Origin of the sequence: Neosynechococcus sphagnicola sy1 (genome assembly GCF_000775285.1) — a bacterium.
Taxonomy (GTDB): domain Bacteria; phylum Cyanobacteriota; class Cyanobacteriia; order Neosynechococcales; family Neosynechococcaceae; genus Neosynechococcus; species Neosynechococcus sphagnicola.
This window is the reverse complement of sequence record NZ_JJML01000041.1, coordinates 1-19,097: the sequence shown is the minus strand read 5'-3', so window position 1 is coordinate 19,097 and position 19,097 is coordinate 1. Positions and strand designations below refer to the sequence as shown.

Sequence of the window (19,097 nt, the reverse complement as noted above, 5' to 3'; positions counted from 1 at the left end):
TTCTGAATTCCTTCCTTCAAGACAAGACAGGACGTAGGGCGTTCTCATGCTCGGATATCCAATCGTAGATATCCTGAAGGGTGCGTTCTGGCGTCATTTCTGGCTGCCATCCCGTTTTTGCGATCACCTGGGCGGCATCGGTAATGAACAGTGGCACATCCCCAACTCGCTCCGTCAGTTCCGGGCGGATGGGAATGGTGTTGCCGGTAATTTTCTGGCACAGTTGGGTGGTCTCAAGCAGGGATAAACTGCCCTGGATACCTCCGCCCACATTCAAGACACTGCCATCAAGGTCGGCAAAGTTGAGCAATTGATAGTCAATTAACCGCAGCAGGTCATTGACATGGAGCAAGTCACGGACTTGTTTACCCGTGCCTCCAAAGCCGATGTAGCTCAAGGATTTCTTAAAGAAATGAGCTGCCATCCACAACACAAACACCCCCTGATCTACCTTGCCCATCTGCCAGGGGCCGGTAATTACCCCGCAGCGATTCACAATCGCGGGCATGTCGTAGGCAGCTCGGTACTCCTCAATCAAGAGTTCGGAAGCCAACTTGGTAGCACCGTAGAGAGAACGATGCCCCGCGAGGGGAAAGGCTTCACTGACTCCCGCACTGGAGATGCCGGAGACGGACTGTTCCGCCGCTAGGGCAAACCGGGTGGATTCCTCCACCAACTTCAGGGTCGTTAGGGGTGCAATCGGATACACCCGACTGGTGGAGAGAAACAGCAACCGGGCTCGAACCTGGCGGGCTAGCTCCAGGATATTCATTGTCCCCACGAGGTTGGTTTGCAACACGTATTGGGGCGAGGAAAACCCCGCTAACACTGAAGGTTCCGCCGAACAATCGAGGATGGTATCAACCTGTAATACCGTTGGGTCTAAATCGGAGAGGGAGCGAATATCCCCGTGAATAAACTCGATCCCAGCGACTTTGAACCGCGAGAGATTTAGCTCTGAGCCTCGACGTCGGAGATTATCGAGACAGAGGATTTTCCAGTCTGGGTGGCGAGCTTTCAATCCAATAGCCAGTGAGCTACCGATAAAGCCTGCCCCGCCCAAAATCAATACTTGCTCAGGCATTCAACTTCTTCTTCGTGGGGACGAGATATTTACTGCGGTGATAATCTCCACGGGATAAGTGCTTCTCTAGCCAGACGTAGAGCACTATAAATAGATAGCGACTCCCCATTTCTTTGATTTTTAGCTTGGAGATGCCAGTCTTTCGATTGTACCAGTTCATGGGGATCACCGCGTAGCTGAATCCTCGCACAATCGCTTTCAGCGGTAACTCAACCGTGAGGTTAAAGTGGTGACTCAGGATCGGTTGGATACCCTCAATCACTTCCCGGCGGTAGACCTTAAAGGCATTGGTAACGTCGTTGTAATGCAGCCTAAATAGTTTATCCACAAACCAGTTCGCCCAACGGTTAATCACCAGTTTGTGCCAGGGATAATCAACGACCACCGCATTTTTATTGAAGCGACTGCCAAACACACAGTCAAAGCCTTCTTGTAGTTTCCAGTAGGCTTTCACCAAGTCTTTGGGGTCATCAGAGGCATCCGCCATCATGATGGCGACGGCATCGCCGCGAAATTCTACCAGTCCCCGCCGCACCGCAAAGCCAAACCCATTGGGGGGTTGGTTATCAACATGTCGCACGGTTTTAAACTCGTCGGCAAGGGTTTGACAAATCCCTGGGGTTTGATCCGTACTGTTGTCGTTAATAATGACAACTTCGTGACGAATCCCCTCTGCTTCTAGGGTGGAAACAAGATGACTAACGGTTGAATACAGGCAACCCTCTTCATTATGTGCGGGTATCACAACGGAAAGTTTCACGACTCCTCCACAACCTTAATTTGGGGTTCACCCTTGAGCTTGACAAACTTTTGCTGGTTAGAATCATACACCCAAGCGTTAATGACTGTTGGCGCCAAGGGTAAAGTTCCTGTAAGTATTTCTGCCTCCCATCGTGATCGCCCATAACGGGCAGACCCAAGGGCTTTGGCCACATCTGGACTGTCCATCCCTCCCCTGGCCACTGCAAAGAAAACTTTCTGAGCATTTTGGGTAAAGAAGACAACAGGTTGCTGATCTGAATTGGGGAGAATCGCCCACCCTGCCAGGGTGAGTGGGTGGGGGGGGCGGATCAGCATCGGCTGGGAGGTTGTGGCGGGTTGATCGATATAGCCGTAGGTCTGGGTGGGGTGGGGACTCCAGGCCATGGCGGTCAGAAAGCTCCGCCATCCGAGCTGCTGTAGTGTTTCCATCCGTTGCCGCACCACACCTGGGGCGGGATAAAGAGTCTGTAAGCAGCGATCGGTATTGGAATTGGACACCAACAGCGGTAACACCTCTAGACACGCTTTACCCGTGGCTCGTTCCAAAGCCACCCGCCGACCGTCTGTCAGGGCTTCCCCAGATCCCAGCACCCAGCTATAAATCAGCAGTGCCGCCAAAAGCGTCGCCACCCGAGTCCACAGCCGATATTGGCGTTGGGTGTGGGGAAACTCCATCAGCCATAGCCGCCAGAGTTGAATCACCGCCACGACTAACAGCATTGCCGGGGTGGTATAGCGGGATGAAGTCGCCTGATCAAGGCCAAACCCAGCGCGTCCCACCGTTACTAGGAGGGCAAACAGCAGGGGGAATAACCCCAGAGACAGCCAGGGGGCAGCCTGAATGCGGAAGCGAGAAGCCCTCTGCTGCCAACTCAGGAGGGCAAAGCTCCCCCACATCACCAAGGGGACTACCCCTAGCAAGGCTGCCTGGGGAGCTGCCTTGGCAAAGGGAGAACCCAACAGTGCCAGGAAATACTCAGCCGCCGCCAAGGGGGTTTGCAGCACATAGAACAAACTGGGATGTCCCGAGGGTGAATGGTACTCCAGGGAGTAGAGCCATACACAGGTGAGGAAGAGCCCTAACCAGACCAACAATCGGGGGGATGCTTGGAGCGCAGTCTGGGTCGGTGAACCACTGTGAACCGGTGACCCTTGCTCCCCAAGTTGCTTCTGATTTCGCTTCTGGGTTAATAGATCCAAGTTCCACAGCGAGGGTATCACTACTAACCAAGACAGCAGTCCATGGGCGGAAGAAAAGCTGGCAATCCCGCATAAGGTCGCAGCGACAGTAATTCTCAATGTTGGCTGCCCCAGGGAGGGAGAGGCCAGGACAAAAATGGCACCGACAACACAGGCATTGATTAAAAACCCAGGCAATCTGAAAGCCCCAGAGCCAGTTTTCCCACTGTACCCAGGAAAAGAGGAAACCACAGGACAGCAGATTGGCGAGGTGCAAAGCGCGGTGATACCCCCCCGCAGTTTGTTGTCGAGCTAGACAGGCGATCGCCAAAAACGTCAGCATGGCCAGAAATATGTTCAGGCACAATTCCACCTGAAGATTCCAGTGAGATCCAAAGGCGATCGCTAGAAACAGCAGGCGGGGAAACACCATACGATGTTCGCTGTGAGGTGCGAACAAATCCTGAACCCTCACGGTGCCCGTGGCAACCTTTTCAAAGAGGGGGATCAGTTCCCAGTCGTCCCCAAAGGGAACATTGACACTGAAGTGAGCCACAAACCACAGCAGCATCAGGATCGGAATCAGGTAAAAACCCCAAACAACGACGCCTAACCACCGCCATCCTGCCAGTTTCAGCCTCAGTATTCGGAGCGGTTGCATGGGGAAGGGGGCATCGAGACTGGGTTCGGAGATGGTGGCATGGTTCTGCCGTCAGCGATCATAGCCGATGGGGTCGCAGCCCGTCCATGGCGACAGGGAGCCTATAGCGGTGTCGTTGGCAGCAATTCTGGGGCTGTTGAACAGCGAGCATCACAGCTGCGGAGTTACCCAGAAGTCTGATTTTGAGTGGTATTTTTGAATACTTATCTCCACCATTCCCAGCCGTCATAATAACCCCTTAAGCATTTTGTCTAAAAATATAGCCAACTGATATTGGCTGTCACTCAGGGGCATGCTTCAGCACAGGGGACGTGATTCTTTCGTGGGAGGAGACTCTAAAATGTTTAGACGCAGTCGATTATGGCATCGTCTGCTGGCACTGGCGATCGGCTCATTGGTGTTTGCTATCTTTGCACCCACAGTGGTTCAAGCAGCCGATCCCGTGACCCTAGATGCAGTAGCTGCCCAGGCAACCAATCTCGAGATTTCAATTGACACCACCTGGACGTTGATTGCAGGGTTCTTAGTGTTTTTTTATGCAGCTCGGTTTTGCGTTATTGGAAGCGGGGCTGGTACGTCAGACTTCGGCGGTGAATACGCTGTTTGAGAATTTTATTGATGCAGGGGTTACGGTGATTGCCTGGTGGGCCATAGGCTTTGGCCTTGCCTTTGGCACCAGCGTCGGTGATTTGGGTCTAATCGGTGGCGATAACTTCTTTCTCAGCAATGCCATTACCTTTAAGGATGGCGCTCTGAGTTATGCCATGGGGTCTGGAGGATCAACTGCCAATGTCAACACCTTGGCACTGTTTTTCTTCCAGTTTGCCTTTGCTGCTACCTCTAGCACCATCACCACGGGGGCGATGGCAGAGCGCACCGACTTTATGGGTGATCTAATCTACAGCAACATCATGATGGCGATTAGCTACCCCATTGTGGTTCATTGGGCCTGGAATAGCGGCGGCTGGCTGTTCAAGATGGGCTACCACGATTTTGCCGGTAGCTCGGTGGTGCATGCCGTTGGCGGCTGGACCGCGATCGTGGGAGCTTTTTTACTTGGCCCCCGAGCCAACCGTGGCCCCTGGGGACAGCCTCCAGTTCCCCATAACCTGGCCTACGCGGCTGCAGGGGCAATTATTCTCTGGTTCGGATGGTACGGCTTCAACCCCGGATCGACCCTAAGTATGGCCAACCCCGGTCTGACCAGCTTAGTTGTCGTCAACACCACCATGGCGGCGGCAGCAGGGGCAATGTCTTCTGCAATCTACATCTATTACCGCACTGGCAAGTGGCATTTGTTCTGTGCGATCAACGGCTCCTTGGGGGGGCTGGTGGCGATCACAGCTCCCTGCGCCTATGTGATGCCGTGGGCATCCGTCGTCATCGGTGGGGTGGCAGGTGTTCTAGTGCTGGTAGTGGTTGATTTTATTGAGAGCATTGAAATTGATGACCCCGTGGGAGCCTTTGGGGTTCATGGCGCTTGTGGGATGTTTGGTGCCCTCTCGGTGGGTTTATTTGGGCAAGCAGAACTGACGATGACGAAGAAGTCCGGTCTGTTCCTTGGGGGAGGCTTCGACCTTCTGGGAGTCCAGCTATTGGGAGTGGTTGCGATCGTCCTTTTTACGGCGATATTTTCCTATGTGATGTTTAGTGGCCTCAAGGCATGGGGACATCTGCGGGTGCATCCCACCGCCGACATCGTTGGCATTGATGTCTATGAACATGGGGCATCGGTTTGGCCGGATGTCTTGCCCTATCGGGATGAGGCTTACTACACTAATCAGGCGCTATTGGCGACCCAGCCACCCCTGCATCCCACTTACCCTGTGGCGGTATCCGGTCAGATGACAGATGTAGCCTTATTCAACAGTGGCAATGACCTTGCGAAAGCGGGAGATTTTGAAGCGGCGATTCAGTACTACAATCAAGCAATTCAGATCAATGCCACCAAGATTTCTTACTACAATAATCTGGCTGCAGCCCTAAAGCGAGTGGGCAGGATCCGGGATGCCGTGGGGGTGTATGTACAAATGCTGGAAGCGGACCCCAAGTCTGTGAAAGGGTTTCTCCGGCTAGGCAGTACCCTGATCGAAGCCAACCTGGATACCCTAGCCGTCAATATCTACCGAGAGTTCATTGCCCAAGTTGAGGAAGGTGCCTTACTGTTATCCGCAGCTACTGACTCAGGCACCGATCTCTCTGGCCAGATTGAGGATAGTCCCGACGGGTTGACTGCTGATGAATTTAGCAGTTCCGGGGAAGGGGTCGATCGCTCTGCAACCGTGGCTTTCATGGCTTCGATTGCCTCACGCCCTCCTGAAATTAAAGAACGCTGTAGTCGCGCCTTTTTTTGAAGCCAGCCAACATCGTCCAGTTTTTGAGACCCTAGAGGATCGGGAAGAGAATTTAACCCACACCTTCGATCAATTGCGGGAGATAAATTCTTTGTTTTCCAGTCGGTGATCGAGTTCAGGCTCCCTGGTGGATAAACCTGGATTTTCTGTTTTCAGGCGGAGTGGCAGAGCCAATGGTAGCTCTGCCGCTGCTGTTTCAGACAAAGCAGTGAGTCTGGATGTGTAGTGCTGCATTGCTTCTCGGGTCGCAGCCATTCGTTTTGCCAGATCAATGGCCTCGCGGGTCAAGAGACCCAGAACCCGCTGAGGGTTACCCCGACTGACCACAGGGAGTTGGTGTAAGTTTCGGGTGGCCATGCGAGTCATCGCATCCACAATCGGTTCATTTTCATAGGCAACCAGCAGTTCCGTCGTGCAGATCTGCCCCACCGTCTGTTCAGACAAGGCATCCGGATGCAGACCCATCGGGGGCTGTTCTCCCCCCAAGGTGATCGCCCGACCAATGTCATTCAGGGTGACAATTCCCAGTAGTTGTTCCGTCTGATCCATAACCAGTGCCGTATAGGCAGGGTAATCCATCAGCCGCTTCCCAGCCTCTAATACCGAGACGGTGCTGGACAACAGTAAGGGCTGATGGCACATGACCTCCGACACCGTCACTCGTTTGAGGGTTTCCGGATCGGTATTTTTCTCAACATTTAAGCCCAAAGGTTGGCGATTGGCCTCCTGGGTAGCAGCCGGTCGCCAGCGTTCCACCAACCAGGCACTCAAACCCACCGCCGCCATCAGTGGTAGCACAATCCGATAGTCCCGTGTCAATTCAAATAACAGTAGGATCGCTGTGAGCGGAGCCCGGACACTACCCGCAAGAACTGCCGCCATCCCCACCATGGCATAGGCACGGGGGAGCCGCAATTGCCACCAAGCTATGGGGCAAGATGGTCGCTAGGAACTGACCATAAGCTGCTCCCAGGGATGCTCCCAAAAACAGCGCTGGGGCAAAAATCCCACCGACCAGACCACTCCCCAGACTCATTGCCGTCATCAGGAGCTTGACCACCAGCAGCACCAACAATAAGCCCAGGGAAAAGGGCACCCCCTGAAGCATGGTCTCCACCGTCTCATAGCCAATGCCCAAAATCTGCGGCCACTGTAAGGCCACCAATCCCACACAGGCTCCTCCAAGAATGGGGCGCAAGGGGAGGGGAATCCGTCCCATGCTCCGCAGAAAGGGGATATCCCCCCGAAAAAGACGTTGAGCCACTTGAATTGACTCGGTGTAGGCAATGGACACCAAGCATGCCAGCAACCCCAACCCGAGATAAAGGGGCAACTCCCAGAGGCTGCGGACTTCGTAGACAGGCAAGGTAAACGCGGGTTGGCCGCCCAGCCCAATCTGAGCGATCAGAGCCGCCACCACTGCCGCCAGTAGCAAGATGCTCGCTGCTGACGTCGCAAAGGAAGTGCCTAGGACAATCTCCAACGCCAGGAACACCCCAGCAATGGGCGCATTAAATCCGGCTGCCAGCCCTGCGGCGGCACCGGCACCTAGCAATAACCGCTGGCGCTCTTGAGAAACCTGCAGAATTTGCCCCAGACAGGTGCCAAAGTAAGCACCAATTTCCACACTCGGCCCCTCTGGCCCTAGGGATGCCCCGGTTCCCAGGGAAATGGCCGCTGCCAGCAGTTTGGTCAAGGGTTGCAGGGGAGATAAATCTTGAATCCCCTTGGCCGCCGCTACCAGGGTGGCCAGACTGGCATTAAAGTCTCGTAACCGCCAGCGCATCAACCCCACCAAGATTCCCCCCAGGATGGGAACACAGGCTAAGGTTTGGGGGCCATAAACAGCGACCACTCCCATTAAGTCTTCCAACATCCAGGAATGGATGGCCGTAATCAGCAGGCGAAAGATCACCACAGTTAGCCCCGTAGCAGTGCCAATTGCAACGGCCAGCATCAGGACGATGGCGTCGGGGGACAGGGCGGGACGGGGGAGAAAGGGGGAGGGAAGGGATGCAGATACAGGCAAAGATGGCTGCCCTGGCAGCAGCACATCGGAGGTGTGGCTGGCAGTCATTTACGTATTACGTATATAGAAGAAAATTAGATGAAGCTTTAACTTTTGTCTCTTATCTTATATTTTGCGGGATCAAGCTGGAACCCGGCAAGTCCTAATTAGACATTGGGTTTTTGGATCTGCTTGCATCCATGCAGCGTTGGATCAATCAGGAACTATAGGAAAGATCTACTCAGGATCATTCTCATAGTCTTCTACTATAAAATATTTGCACTAGAGTTTTGGTCTTCCTGGCGACAGCTCCAGTCCCCGCACCAAGGCTTGGGGTTTACAACCCGTTATCGCGATCTCCCCGGAGCATGGGGCACTCCCTACTTCAGAAACCTAAGAATTAGGGGGGAAGGGCAGCGATCGCGATTTGATGCCTTTCTAATGCTCTAGACTGGAAAAAGTGACTCTTTCGGTTCTAGCCGCTGTTGTTATGCCCTCTTCTGTCTCCAGTCCTGCCCGCACCATTCGCATCGGTTCCCGTAAAAGCCAGCTGGCGCTGGTACAAACCCATTGGGTACAGGGGCAGTTACAGCAGTATTTCCCAGACCGCAGCTTTGAAGTGCATACCATGAGCACCCAGGGGGACAAGATTCTTGACGTTGCCCTGGCCAAAATTGGGGACAAGGGGCTGTTCACGAAGGAGCTGGAAGTGGGGATGCTCCAGAACGAGATTGACTTTGCCGTTCACTCCTTGAAGGATCTACCGACAAATCTTCCCCCAGGGCTAATCTTGGGCTGCGTCACCGAACGGGTTAATCCTGCCGATGCCTTGGTTGTCCACGCTCAACATTGCGATCGCCAGCTAGATACCTTACCAGCGGGGGCTGTGGTTGGCACTTCCTCGCTGCGACGACTGGCACAACTCCGTCACCATTACCCCCATCTGACTTTTAAGGATATCCGGGGGAATCTCAACACCCGCCTGCAAAAACTCGACAGCGGCGAATATGATGCGTTGATCCTAGCGGTGGCTGGGTTAGAGCGCTTAGGCATGGGCGATCGCATCCATCAGGTAATCTCGGCTGAAGTCTCGCTGCATGCCGTGGGTCAGGGGGCGTTGGGCATTGAATGTCGGGATGGAGATCCCGAAGTGCTGGAGTTACTGCAAGCCCTCTCTCACCAACCCAGTACCTACCGTTGCCATGCTGAACGCGCCTTCTTACGAACATTGGAAGGGGGCTGCCAGGTGCCCATTGGGGTCGATACGGCGATCGCCGGGGATCAACTCACCTTGATCGGGATGGTAGCTAGCCTCGATGGCCAGCGTTTAATCCAGGATCGGGTTGTTGGAGCGGTGACCGAGGCTGAACAACTCGGTGTCACCTTAGCTCAGCAGTTACGTCAGCAGGGTGCTCAAGAAATTTTGGATGAGATTTTTACAGAAATGCGTCCAGAAAACTAATCAGGTGATGACACCCGCCCCTCTTGTCCCTTGGGCGATGGGGTTTTGCTAGCATACCGGGCTAGATCGGAGATCGCAGGCAGGGACTCCAGAGCCGGTTTGGCAAAGAGGAATCCCTGAAACAAATAAATGCCATAGGTTTGTAGGGTAGCCAATTCCGCCTCAGTCTCCACCCCCTCGGCAATCACCCGAATATTGAGGGCCGCAGCCACCCCCATAATTCCCTGGACAATTGCCTGGGTCACTCGGTCTTGGTCAATATCGCGTACCAAGGCCAAATCCAGCTTGAGCAAATCTGGCTGGAACTTGGCAAGTAAATTCAGACCCGAATAGCCCGCACCAAAATCATCAATGGCGGTGAGAAAGCCATAGTTTTTGTAATGGCTAATGATCTTCGCTAAATGGGCTTGGTCAACGACTTTTTCGCCCTCAGTCACTTCAAAAATCAAGTTTTCCTTGGGAAATTGATGCAGCGTCGCTGCTTCCAGCGTCGTCCGAATACACGTATCTGGGTTATAGACGGCATTGGGCAAGAAGTTAATGCTGAGCTTCGTGGCCATACCCAGACGGGCTGCCAGTTCAATGGCTTTCACCCGACAGGCTTGATCAAAACGGTAGCGGTTGTCGTCATTCACCCGTGATAAAATTGCCATCGCTGGTTCCCCTTGGATTCCCCGCACCAGCGCCTCGTAAGCAAAGATACTGAGGGTATGGAGATCGACAATCGGCTGGAAGGCCATGGTAAAGTCGAAATCAAGCCCCTCTCCGTCAAGACAGGCTGAGCAAACGGGGGGAAGATCGGAGGGAACCATAGATTGATCCTGGGCTACTCATGATTTGTGGTCTGTGAAGATTTTTTGTGGGTCTTCAACCGATCAACCCCCCCCTTAGAGGATGTTTTAAAAGTCATTCAGGGTGTGTTTCACCACCCTAGCTACTTAGAAGCTAATACGAGAGAATCAGGGTTACAGGGTTTGCGATCGCGCCTCTGAGTTGTATTTGAGGCTAAAGCCTACCCTTTTAAAACGTCCTCTTAAAATCTTGTGCCATCAACTATAACGTTAACAAAGTACTCCCTCGGTCTGAGATCAACGAGGTGCAATCTGGTTCTTAGTTCCGGTCGCCCCTAGGGAATGAGAGCGAGGCCTCCATGGATACTATACCGGGCTTTGCCGTCGATGGGGTCAGCGAGGCTCTGGAGCGGGTTCAAGACTTGGAAACTATGGTTGGCGAGTCCTAACCTCCCACATTTGGGGGTTAGGAATATCCTCCAGTGAGCAGGCAGCGCCCCAGGGAGTGGGGCACCGTTCCGTGATCTACCAGAACAGCTTACAATCAGGCGAGTCTGTTGATGGTTTACAGGCGCGCAGCCCAGCAGATCACAGTGGCTGCGTCACCCAGAATTGAAGCATTACGGAGAGAGGGATGACAGTCAAGCAGGTAATTCTGGCAGGATTGACGGCACTCGCGATCGCCCTTTTTGGTTGGTCGCTCCTTAGCAGTTGGCAACAACCCCAGATTCAGAGTCGCCTGGAACTGTACCAGACCGATCTGTTGTTAACTGCTGCTGAATGGCAAGCCCCCCCGACGGATGCCGAGGCTGTCTCTCTCCAGTCAGCATTAAAGACGTTTCTGGGAGCCAATCCCCTCCAATCCGCACTGGAACAGTACCAAGACATTCGTCAGCAGACCCAAACCCATCTGGAACAAACCCAGACAGAGATTCAATCCCTGGTGACCGCAGAGGCTCAGCCCAACTCAACACCCTTGAAAATTGCCCGCAATGCTGGGGAGCCGGAACAGCAACGGCTCCAGGCCGTGGTCAATCAACTGGTCGCCTTCCTGGATGATTTAGATGTGCGGTTGGGACTGCTGCAAACCCAGCAGCAGCAAGTGGGCATTGCCCTGAAAAACTGGCAACAGGTGAGGGAGACTGCCGACCCCGTCAGCTCCGCCCAAATTGCTGAGGTGTTGATTGGACTCTGGAGCACCCCCCCGAATGCTACTGCCGGATGCAGAGCCACAAATTCAAGCCCATTTGCAGGGGTGGTTTCGCTACCAAGCCCTAGCTAAACTCTATCAACTCCAGCAACGCCCCGATGAACTAGCAGCGTTACAAGAGGCGGAACAGGTCTTGGCGGAGCAAGTGTTGGTCAAGTTGGCTTTGGTGTCGGTGATGCCCGGACTCGGGGTGATCATCGGCATTGGACTGCTGATTGTTATTGTGAGTCAACGTCTGATCAAAGGCCAGCAGTCCTGGTTGGCGCAGAATAGCGCCCTCGGTTGGTCTACCCCCTGGGATGGAGAGGTGGTGTGGCAGGTATTGATTTTGACCTTCTTTGTTGTGGGTCAGATAGTCCTGCCACTCTGCTTTGGCTTGTTGGGTCTCGATACCGCCCATTTCGGGGCGCGATCGCAGGCCCTACTAATCCTGGTGAACTATCTCCTCTTTGGCTTGGCAGGGTTCCTGATCCTGTACCTATCGATTCGGCAATTTTTGCCATTACCGGCTGGTTGGTTTCGGTTTAATCTCCGGGGTCACTGGCTGGCCTGGGGTTTGGGCGGCTATCTGGTTGCCATTCCCCTGGTGATTGTCGTGTCCCTGGTGAATGATCAGATCTGGCAGGGACGGGGGGGCAGTAATCCCCTGCTGCCCATCGCCCTAGAAGGCCGAAATAGCTTTGCCATGGCCTGCTTTCTGATCACCGCTGCCGTCGCCGCTCCCCTGTTTGAAGAAGTGATGTTTCGAGGATTTTTGCTGCCCTCGTTAACCCGCTACCTCTCGGTGAATGGCTCGATCTTCATCAGCAGCCTCTTGTTTGCGATCGCCCACCTGAGTCTGTCAGAAATCCTGCCCCTGACGGTCTTAGGCATGGTGCTGGGTTTTGTCTACACGCGATCGCGCAATCTGCTATCCCCGATTTTGGTCCATGGGTTGTGGAACAGTGGCACCTTGTTGACCCTCTTCATTTTGGGGAGTGGCACCCATCCGGGCTAGTCCCTGGCAGCGATTGCGGTCTTAGTTGCACTCGTTCTGTTTTTTCTTGTTTCTCCTGGCACTTTTCCTCTGGGGAGTGCCTGCTTTGTCAGGATATGCTGGTTGTTTCAGATACATCTGGGATCTGTTACTTGCTGTTGATCGACCAGATTCATGTTTTACCCCAGGTCTATGGTCGAATTGTGATTCCCGATAGGGTGCAGGATGAGCTAGCTGGCTGCAATGGTCTGAGGCCGGTCTCTGAAATTATCGCCCGAGGGGAGTAACGAGAATTTCTGCAACTTCCTCTGGAGAGAGGAGAGAGGGTGTATTCCAACCTGAACCGCCGACTGTTCTGCGCCCTCCCCAGGGGTCGGTACTCGCGGTAGATTGTTTCCTGACTTCAGCGGCGGTTAATTGCTGATAGGTTCCCTGGCAATAGTTAAGTTGCCCAACCAGGGGATGTTCTGGGTCGCAGCCCAGGGTATAGACAATGCCGCCCAGACGATGCCGTCGAACGGTTAAAGTTTCGGGGCGAGGGGGGCATAGGGTTCGTCCAGCTTGTAGGCAGGCGCGGGGGTCGATCGCTTTGCCGATGCCGCGAATCTCAAATACGGGCAGTCCCTGAATTAATTGCACGCGCTGTTGAACCAGAAGCAGGTGGCTATCTTCCAGGATCTGCTGGCCGTAAGCTGCCGCTTCTCCCTGGGTTCCGGGCCAGGGGCGATCGCCGTGAACGGCGGCAATTAACCACTGGGTAATTTGTTCAAAGGATTTGTCGTGAAAGGCTGATTGCTCTGCCTCAGTCCAGTTTTTGGGACTACCGGATAAACCCAGGCGTTGAGCCAGCTCCTGGCTATGGAGTTTAAGGGTGGCAACGGCATTGGCGGCAAAGTCTGACAGGTGGGACAGTGCCGGAGGGACACCGAGGTGATCACAGTCGAAGGCGATCGCCCTTAATCGCGCCAGGATTTCAGGCTGTTGGAGAAGTTGCCTGGGCAGTTGCAGCCAGGCGGCGGCAATACAGGCATCGGCATCAACGGCGGTGGTAACTAGGATGGGTTCTTGACCGATGGTGAGTTCTGTGATCAGGCTCTGTTCTAAAGATTGGGGCAGGGGCATTTCATCGATCTGGATCAGGGCTCCGTCTAGGCGGTGGTGATCCCAGTGATAATCTGCTGGTTGGGGTTGCCATCCCGGTACAGTGCCATCCACCATAAAGATCTGTCCCTGGGGGATGCGTTGCGGGTAGGTGGTTGCCAGGTATTTCACATTGGTGGGGTTTGAGGGGAGATCCAAGGGTAGATTTTTCCGGAGCCAGGGTCAGTCCAGGGATACCGTGATATTGCTGGATTGTGCTTAACTGTTTCGCAAACTGCTGTATGAAGTAAACGCTGGGGAATGACAATGAATAAATCTTCTGGCTGGTTGATCAGCGCTGTTGGGTAGCGCTGGCAGGAGGACATGAAGTAGCCTTAGATCAGAGAGCTAGCGTGGTGAATAAAACCCCATTTTTGTTAGTTATGATGGCATTCTGACGATATGTACTCATAAAATTGCCTCTAATAATTCTCGAAATGCTTTGCAAGTAAAGATTTCAGTGGTTAACCATTGAGTTTCTATATTTAAATTTTTCCATATATATGCTACTCAGAGGAGGCATGATAAAATCCCTGAAATACTTGATGTATCAAGATGCACCGCAAATAATGGGCATAAATCATGGGATTACTTAGATCTCAAAATGGGATCTAAGTATTAGTTAGGCTGATTAACTTTGCTGCAAGCGTATCGGTAGAGTGGTTGCGCTAGAGTAGTTGCGTTTAGGTGTTCATTTTTGTTAGCTTGTTTTGCAAGCTTATATTCATGAAGAACGATGATTGAGGACAATCAAAGTACCAATAAAAATGATGACGTGGGTAGAGTACTGTTGATTGACTTAGAAAATTGTCCTGGCCAAATTGATCAGCTACAAGAAAACTTAGAACAATTCTCACAAGTTGTGATTTGTTATGCACAGACCGGAGCAAAAATACCTCTTGACTGGCTCATCCCATTAAGTGTAACGATGAGTTCAAATAAGTTAAGAATTTTTAAGATGACAAGTGGTGGTAAAAATGCAGCAGATTTTTGTATTTGCTTTTTTGCTGGAGTCTTAATGCAACAGTTACACAAAGAAACACATTTTGTAATCATTTCAAATGATACTGACCTAGATCATGTTGTAAATTTACTTAAAGGTCAGGGACGTTCGGCAGAACGTATAGGCAACAAAAAAGAAGAAAAGGAAGCTACTACTAAAGCTACAAAAACTACAGTTGAAACTACAGTTTCAAGCTCACCAATCAAAATATATTGTATGCATCTAGTCACCTACAGTAAAAATAGACCAGCAAGGAAAGACACTCTACTTAATAGCATTAAAAATAAGTTCAAAGATTCTCCTGAAGCAGCAGTAGAAGTTTTTAGGTTATTGACAACACAAGGCGCAGTAACAGTTTCAGATAACAAAGTATCTTATAACGATAAGAAAATAAAAGAGCTTGCAAAATAATCCAGATGTTATAAATATTAGAAACTACTGGGAACCAGCTATAACTAGCGAACCAGCCTAACAATTCAAATGCAGCGGACAGATCGAGATGCTTTCTGCTTCGTTTTAAGTCCTCTACTGCCGCTGATTTGAGCCGTTGGGCGATCGCTCGCGGGGCTCGCCTGCTCGCCCAATGGGGCGCGAGACTTCATCGAGTTTGTTATACCTCCAATCTTCAGCTCGCAATCTGCCCAACTACTCGATGAAGCAGAATCCTTCGGATTCCGTTGCACTTCACTCCTTGGTCGTCCGATGCTTCCGCATCGTTCAAGTCGGAGTTCCGCTTATCTCGCGCCCCATTAGCACTCCACGCGCTTCGCACCTTCATGGTAAAAGAAACTGTCAAGCAAGTGGCGACAATCAAGCCTTTTAACGCTGGATTAGCTTTAGTTTCTTAGGAGCTGGCTTCGTTTCTGGGTTGTGGCAGTTCTGTCATATCCTCCACTGCGTAGGTTCAATGCTATTCTCCCGTTTCACTAGCTTGATTGAGGAAAAAGCAAGTCACTATCTGGTTCAGCAGATCATGAGGATCTGAGTTAGTGCTGGCTGCAATTTGCCTAAGTCTGGAAATGTTATCTGAAGATAGACGGAGTGGAGCAAACCGTTCAGGAAAAGCCCAACTACATATCTCGCACTCTAATTGACATCCACGACACGATGTACTTTTGAAATTATTGCACTCATCACAAAGGGGTTGCCAATTGCTTAGTTCGTTACCTCCGCCTCTAGTGCGCGGGATCTTGTGGTCTTGCTGAAAACGAACTTCTGGCTCAGATCGGTTACATACCGGACATCTGTGTTGATAAGTCTCTAGGATTCTTAGCCAGTCTAGATCAGAAAGCTTAATTCGTGGCACTCTCTTTTCACTCAAGGATAGGCTCACAAGTTGGTATGTTTTACCTTCTCTACCAATCCCGGTAATGCCTTCCTCGCCTTGTAATTCTCGCAAGCGCCGAAAAACATCTATGTAAGGTTTATAGGGTTGGGTGCCTAAATGCTGATTTCTTCTGAAGCGGTTAATCGCTTCTCTCAGTTCTTCTTCTTTTACACGCGGGCCTGGAATACCATGACCCGCAGGCCACAGTTCTTCCAAAAGCACTCGATAGTAAGACTTATTCGCCTCACTGGGACATACAAATTTTTGACAAACTTCCTCAAGCCAGACTTCTCGGTTGATGTTTCCGGGCACTTCTTGCTCACTTACAGGTGCAAGAGGTAAAAACTTTTGTCGCCCACGGCTTTTCCGCTCAGTTGCCATTAGTTATCCCCCCGTAGTAACCAGATAGGGTCTATATCCAGCACCTTGGAAATAGCATCAAGTTCATAGTCTTTCAGAGATCTGACTTGACGCTCAATCTCTGAGATGTCGGACTGTTCTAGCTTGATTCCATAATCAACATTGAGAGCGGCGGCTAATTCAACCTGGTCTAAATTATTTTGCAGCCTGACCTGACGAATTCTTGCTCCACTGATATTTTGCTTGTCTCCCATCGCTAACACCTGAACCTCATAGTGAGATGTTATTTAAGAGAGGATTGATTTGTAGACGAAAATCGTCTACAGTAGCTTTTGGTAACTAAATCATTTATGATTAGCCCCATTATCAGACCCTGTATCTAGTTTTGATATGCGTGTCTCCTCCTTCTTCGCTGGCATTGGCGGCTTTGATCTTGGCTTTGAAAGAGCAGGGATGAATGTCGTATTTCAATGTGAAATAGATCCTTTTTGCCAAAAGATCCTTAAGCGCCACTGGCCACATATCCCCTTACATGAAGACATCACAACCCTCAACCCAGCAACTATCCCTACCTCTGACTTGTGGTGTGCCGGATGGCCTTGCCAAGACCTCAGCACTGCCAACACAGATCGCACAGGACTTGCAGGAAAGCGAAGTGGTCTTTTCTTCACGTTTATGGATTTGGTTAGAGAAATTCATCCAGCGTGGCTGGTCATGGAAAACGTGCCCGGCTTGCTCTCCGCAGAACAAGGCACCGCTCTTGAGACAGTTATCGACACGCTCGAAGAGAATGGGTATTTGGGGGGATGGGTATCGTGTAACGCTGTCCATTCGGGCTTACCCCACAATCGAGACAGAGTCTTCTTTGTCGCAAGTTTTAGATCGGAACGTGCCTATCACTTCTTTGCTGACAGTCGCGAATTGTCTGGGGATACTTCGTCGAGAGAATCGAGCAAAACGCAAACTAGACCCAATTTTCGTCAAGGCACTCTCGGAGACAATCCGCTTGTGGTACAACGTCGCGGCGGCTTCGGGTATACCATGGCAAAGAGCATCTGCCCCACGTTACGTGCCCAAACTGGAGGACATCAAGGAGGCCATTCAGACCGACCAATACTCTGTGGCGAGAAACTTGACGTGGACAGAGTGGGAGAGGCTTATGGGGTTTCCTCCCGGATGGACGGTCGTCGAGGGAGACTCCTTGGCAACGCCGTCGTCCCTGCAATTAGCGAATGGATCGGAAGACGAATCTTAGAAATTGAAACAATGTCAGATGTCAGCCAGCTAACAAGTCGATGAAGCGGACGGTCGATAGATCTTGGTGAAGACGCAAAATTTATCTGCCGCCGCTTATCTTGGTCGTTAGGTCACCCTTGTATCCATAGTAAGTTCTCAATGGAGAGCCGTAAAGCAAATCAACTAAACTGGCGAGTAGAGTATTCAGTCAAATTTCAATGAGGCATATGGAAGATAATCAAGAGATACAACCAGTACCAATGATTTTTGCAGAGGACTCAATCACGTTTGGTCTGAATGAGAACTCCTTTAAAGATTTCATGGTTGGGTTGTTAGGTAAGCCAGAGCAGATTGAAGGATATGTTGAAGGCGCATTTGAAGTCAATGTTACAAACTTACAGGATCTTTACTCCAAAATTGATAATAGAGTCATTCGTCAACATGATGCTCTTTTACTTGAATTCAAAGCTGAACTGTTTTTTGATGATGATTCGTCAATCATGTTCAACACAATTGGCAACCTAATAAGCCATCAAGAGACGAGATCTGTTGTCTGCACTGGATTCAATTTTACTTGGAGTTATTTAGTCACCTTTAGTAAAGGAAAACCTCCAGAAAGACAAGAAATATCTGTTTTTGCAAATACCGATTACGGAAAGAAAAGAAAAAAGCATAGGTCGCTGATCTTGAGTTTACTCTCTAACACTGACTTGGAAGTACCTAAAGTCAACTATTCTATTAGGTGTACTGAAAAGACATGGGGATCAGATTTAACTGAGATTATAAAAGCAGCCTTAAAGGCAAATATAGTCCGTGGCAGTTTCTTATTAAATTTCCGAAGTTCACTTATTCAAGTCTCAATAACACTCTTCTACTTTATATGGATGCTTGTGTGGTTTAACATAGTTGACAAGGTGAAAGCAGTTCAAGGAAGGGAGCTTTTAAATTTAGATGGCTTTCTTGGAAATAGTGTTGATAACAGCATAAAACTTGATCGCCTTCTTGTTATGGCGAGGGAAAATTTATTCCCTTCAAACAGTTACTTTATGCCTACTATGGTTATCAGTTTTATAGTCGTCGGTTTATCATATAGCCATTCCCACTCCAGTGGGATACAATCATAGAGAGAAGGTAGGAGGTAAAATATTTAGAACCGATACACCTCCTTGCCATGAAAGCCTATTCGGTCGATCTACGCCAGAAAATTATCGACACCTACAACAGCGAGAGCATCTCTCAACGAAAGCTAGCGAAGCGCTTTCGAGTCGCCTTAAGCTTCATCTACAAACTGCTCAAGCAATATCGACAGAGTGGGGACATTGCCCCTAAAGTTCGCACGCTCCAAACCCCCACTAAACTTAATGAACCTCAACTCCAAGTTTTAAAACAGCTTGTAGAAGCCAATAATGATGCCACCCTAGAGGAGCTTCGCGATCAACTGGAGCAAGCAACTGGGGTCAGGATAGGACGCTCAACCACCGCTCGGATGCTCCAGAGGCTTCAAATTACCCTAAAAAAACGCTTCACCCCAGTGAAAAAGAAAG

The 19,097-nt window shown here is 51.0% G+C and carries 17 protein-coding genes and 3 pseudogenes; 11 read left to right on the top strand and 9 right to left on the bottom strand.

The genetic code is table 11. The annotated features are described in order from the left end of the window. Window positions 1-16: 16 nt before the first annotated feature. From DO97_RS15235 to DO97_RS23285, 4 genes and pseudogenes are all read right to left on the bottom strand, one after another. The gene (locus DO97_RS15235; RefSeq protein ID WP_036535014.1) at window positions 17-1,084 is read right to left on the bottom strand and encodes an NAD-dependent epimerase/dehydratase family protein; all 1,068 of its coding nucleotides are present in this window, start codon (window positions 1,082-1,084) and stop codon (window positions 17-19) included. Further along, window positions 1,077-1,847 (bottom strand): annotated as a pseudogene (locus DO97_RS15230) (glycosyltransferase family 2 protein); the annotation flags it as partial. The gene DO97_RS15235 and the pseudogene DO97_RS15230, both read right to left, overlap by 8 nt. Further along, window positions 1,841-2,938 (bottom strand): hypothetical protein, encoded by a 1,098-nt coding sequence (locus tag DO97_RS23290; protein WP_156120606.1) that lies wholly within the window; start codon window positions 2,936-2,938, stop codon window positions 1,841-1,843. The pseudogene DO97_RS15230 and the gene DO97_RS23290, both read right to left, overlap by 7 nt. Then, a complete protein-coding gene (locus DO97_RS23285; protein WP_052128803.1) occupies window positions 2,823-3,686 on the bottom strand; it encodes a hypothetical protein in 864 nt (287 codons plus the stop codon). The genes DO97_RS23290 and DO97_RS23285 overlap by 116 nt, the downstream gene beginning before the upstream one ends. Window positions 3,687-3,725: 39 nt before the next feature. On the opposite strand from DO97_RS23285, the gene DO97_RS24020 reads away from it, so the two are divergent. The 3 genes and pseudogenes from DO97_RS24020 (at window position 3,726) to DO97_RS31355 (ending at window position 6,040) form a co-directional block, all read left to right on the top strand. Further along, window positions 3,726-3,866: a hypothetical protein gene (locus DO97_RS24020; protein ID WP_156120605.1), complete on the top strand. Its 141-nt coding sequence runs from the start codon at window positions 3,726-3,728 to the stop codon at window positions 3,864-3,866. A 160-nt stretch (window positions 3,867-4,026) separates the two neighbouring features. Beyond that, window positions 4,027-5,440 (top strand): annotated as a pseudogene (locus tag DO97_RS31360) (ammonium transporter); the annotation flags it as partial. A 90-nt stretch (window positions 5,441-5,530) separates the two neighbouring features. After that, entirely contained in the window at window positions 5,531-6,040 is a 510-nt protein-coding gene (locus DO97_RS31355; RefSeq protein ID WP_081980785.1) for a tetratricopeptide repeat protein, read from the top strand. 222 nt (window positions 6,041-6,262) lie between these two features. Here the strand turns inward: DO97_RS31355 and DO97_RS26820 are convergent. Continuing rightward, window positions 6,263-8,117 (bottom strand): annotated as a pseudogene (locus DO97_RS26820) (chloride channel protein); the annotation flags it as partial. Window positions 8,118-8,538: 421 nt separating this feature from the next. Between DO97_RS26820 and hemC the strand changes: the two are divergent. Next, window positions 8,539-9,510, top strand: a complete 972-nt coding sequence (hemC, locus tag DO97_RS15210; RefSeq protein ID WP_036535009.1) for a hydroxymethylbilane synthase — start codon at window positions 8,539-8,541, stop codon at window positions 9,508-9,510. Here the strand turns inward: hemC and DO97_RS15205 are convergent. Further along, the gene (locus tag DO97_RS15205; protein WP_052128802.1) at window positions 9,507-10,322 is read right to left on the bottom strand and encodes an EAL domain-containing protein; all 816 of its coding nucleotides are present in this window, start codon (window positions 10,320-10,322) and stop codon (window positions 9,507-9,509) included. The genes hemC and DO97_RS15205 overlap by 4 nt on opposite strands. Before the next feature lie 613 nt (window positions 10,323-10,935). Between DO97_RS15205 and DO97_RS25330 the strand changes: the two genes are divergently transcribed. From DO97_RS25330 to DO97_RS27820, 3 genes are all read left to right on the top strand, one after another. Next, a complete protein-coding gene (locus DO97_RS25330) occupies window positions 10,936-11,583 on the top strand; it encodes a hypothetical protein (protein WP_204368662.1) in 648 nt (215 codons plus the stop codon). Next, window positions 11,510-12,508: a CPBP family intramembrane glutamic endopeptidase gene (locus tag DO97_RS25325; RefSeq protein ID WP_204368661.1), complete on the top strand. Its 999-nt coding sequence runs from the start codon at window positions 11,510-11,512 to the stop codon at window positions 12,506-12,508. Before DO97_RS25330 ends, DO97_RS25325 begins: the two co-directional genes overlap by 74 nt. A gap of 95 nt (window positions 12,509-12,603) precedes the next feature. After that, the gene (locus DO97_RS27820; RefSeq protein WP_476703526.1) at window positions 12,604-12,774 is read left to right on the top strand and encodes a PIN domain-containing protein; all 171 of its coding nucleotides are present in this window, start codon (window positions 12,604-12,606) and stop codon (window positions 12,772-12,774) included. On the opposite strand, the gene DO97_RS15190 is transcribed toward DO97_RS27820, so the two are convergent. Then, entirely contained in the window at window positions 12,755-13,786 is a 1,032-nt protein-coding gene (locus tag DO97_RS15190) for a hypothetical protein (RefSeq protein WP_239651777.1), read from the bottom strand. The genes DO97_RS27820 and DO97_RS15190 overlap by 20 nt on opposite strands. Window positions 13,787-14,363: 577 nt before the next feature. Here DO97_RS15190 and DO97_RS15185 point away from each other — a divergent pair. Continuing rightward, window positions 14,364-15,041 (top strand): PIN domain-containing protein, encoded by a 678-nt coding sequence (locus tag DO97_RS15185; protein WP_239651776.1) that lies wholly within the window; start codon window positions 14,364-14,366, stop codon window positions 15,039-15,041. 499 nt (window positions 15,042-15,540) lie between these two features. Here DO97_RS15185 and DO97_RS22375 read toward each other — a convergent pair whose 3' ends face one another. Both DO97_RS22375 and DO97_RS15180 read right to left on the bottom strand, forming a co-directional pair. Beyond that, window positions 15,541-16,338, bottom strand: coding sequence for an HNH endonuclease (locus DO97_RS22375; protein WP_072016465.1), 798 nt, complete (start codon window positions 16,336-16,338; stop codon window positions 15,541-15,543). Next, entirely contained in the window at window positions 16,338-16,571 is a 234-nt protein-coding gene (locus tag DO97_RS15180; RefSeq protein ID WP_036535007.1) for a helix-turn-helix domain-containing protein, read from the bottom strand. The genes DO97_RS22375 and DO97_RS15180 overlap by 1 nt, the downstream gene beginning before the upstream one ends. 136 nt (window positions 16,572-16,707) lie before the next feature. Here DO97_RS15180 and DO97_RS15175 point away from each other — a divergent pair, with 136 nt between their 5' ends. From DO97_RS15175 to DO97_RS15165, 3 genes are all read left to right on the top strand, one after another. Beyond that, a complete protein-coding gene (locus DO97_RS15175; RefSeq protein WP_036535004.1) occupies window positions 16,708-17,616 on the top strand; it encodes a DNA cytosine methyltransferase in 909 nt (302 codons plus the stop codon). A 164-nt stretch (window positions 17,617-17,780) separates the two neighbouring features. Further along, a complete protein-coding gene (locus tag DO97_RS15170) occupies window positions 17,781-18,677 on the top strand; it encodes a hypothetical protein (RefSeq protein WP_036535001.1) in 897 nt (298 codons plus the stop codon). A gap of 47 nt (window positions 18,678-18,724) precedes the next feature. Then, on the top strand, window positions 18,725-19,097 hold a 373-nt coding region (locus DO97_RS15165; protein WP_036534999.1), incomplete at its 3' end, for a helix-turn-helix domain-containing protein.

Excerpts from the sequence above, each read along its gene's own strand:
- DO97_RS15235 (WP_036535014.1), bottom strand. The coding sequence starts at position 1,084 with ATGCCTGAGCAAGTATTGATTTTGGGCGGGGCAGGCTTTATCGGTAGC.
- DO97_RS23285 (WP_052128803.1), bottom strand. The coding sequence starts at position 3,686 with ATGCAACCGCTCCGAATACTGAGGCTGAAACTGGCAGGATGGCGGTGG.
- DO97_RS24020 (WP_156120605.1), top strand. The coding sequence starts at position 3,726 with ATGGTTCTGCCGTCAGCGATCATAGCCGATGGGGTCGCAGCCCGTCCA.
- DO97_RS31355 (WP_081980785.1), top strand. The coding sequence starts at position 5,531 with ATGACAGATGTAGCCTTATTCAACAGTGGCAATGACCTTGCGAAAGCG.
- hemC (WP_036535009.1), top strand. The coding sequence starts at position 8,539 with ATGCCCTCTTCTGTCTCCAGTCCTGCCCGCACCATTCGCATCGGTTCC.
- DO97_RS15205 (WP_052128802.1), bottom strand. The coding sequence starts at position 10,322 with ATGGTTCCCTCCGATCTTCCCCCCGTTTGCTCAGCCTGTCTTGACGGA.
- DO97_RS25330 (WP_204368662.1), top strand. The coding sequence starts at position 10,936 with ATGACAGTCAAGCAGGTAATTCTGGCAGGATTGACGGCACTCGCGATC.
- DO97_RS25325 (WP_204368661.1), top strand. The coding sequence starts at position 11,510 with ATGCTACTGCCGGATGCAGAGCCACAAATTCAAGCCCATTTGCAGGGG.
- DO97_RS27820 (WP_476703526.1), top strand. The coding sequence starts at position 12,604 with ATGCTGGTTGTTTCAGATACATCTGGGATCTGTTACTTGCTGTTGATC.
- DO97_RS15185 (WP_239651776.1), top strand. The coding sequence starts at position 14,364 with ATGATTGAGGACAATCAAAGTACCAATAAAAATGATGACGTGGGTAGA.
- DO97_RS22375 (WP_072016465.1), bottom strand. The coding sequence starts at position 16,338 with ATGGCAACTGAGCGGAAAAGCCGTGGGCGACAAAAGTTTTTACCTCTT.
- DO97_RS15180 (WP_036535007.1), bottom strand. The coding sequence starts at position 16,571 with ATGGGAGACAAGCAAAATATCAGTGGAGCAAGAATTCGTCAGGTCAGG.
- DO97_RS15175 (WP_036535004.1), top strand. The coding sequence starts at position 16,708 with ATGCGTGTCTCCTCCTTCTTCGCTGGCATTGGCGGCTTTGATCTTGGC.
- DO97_RS15170 (WP_036535001.1), top strand. The coding sequence starts at position 17,781 with ATGGAAGATAATCAAGAGATACAACCAGTACCAATGATTTTTGCAGAG.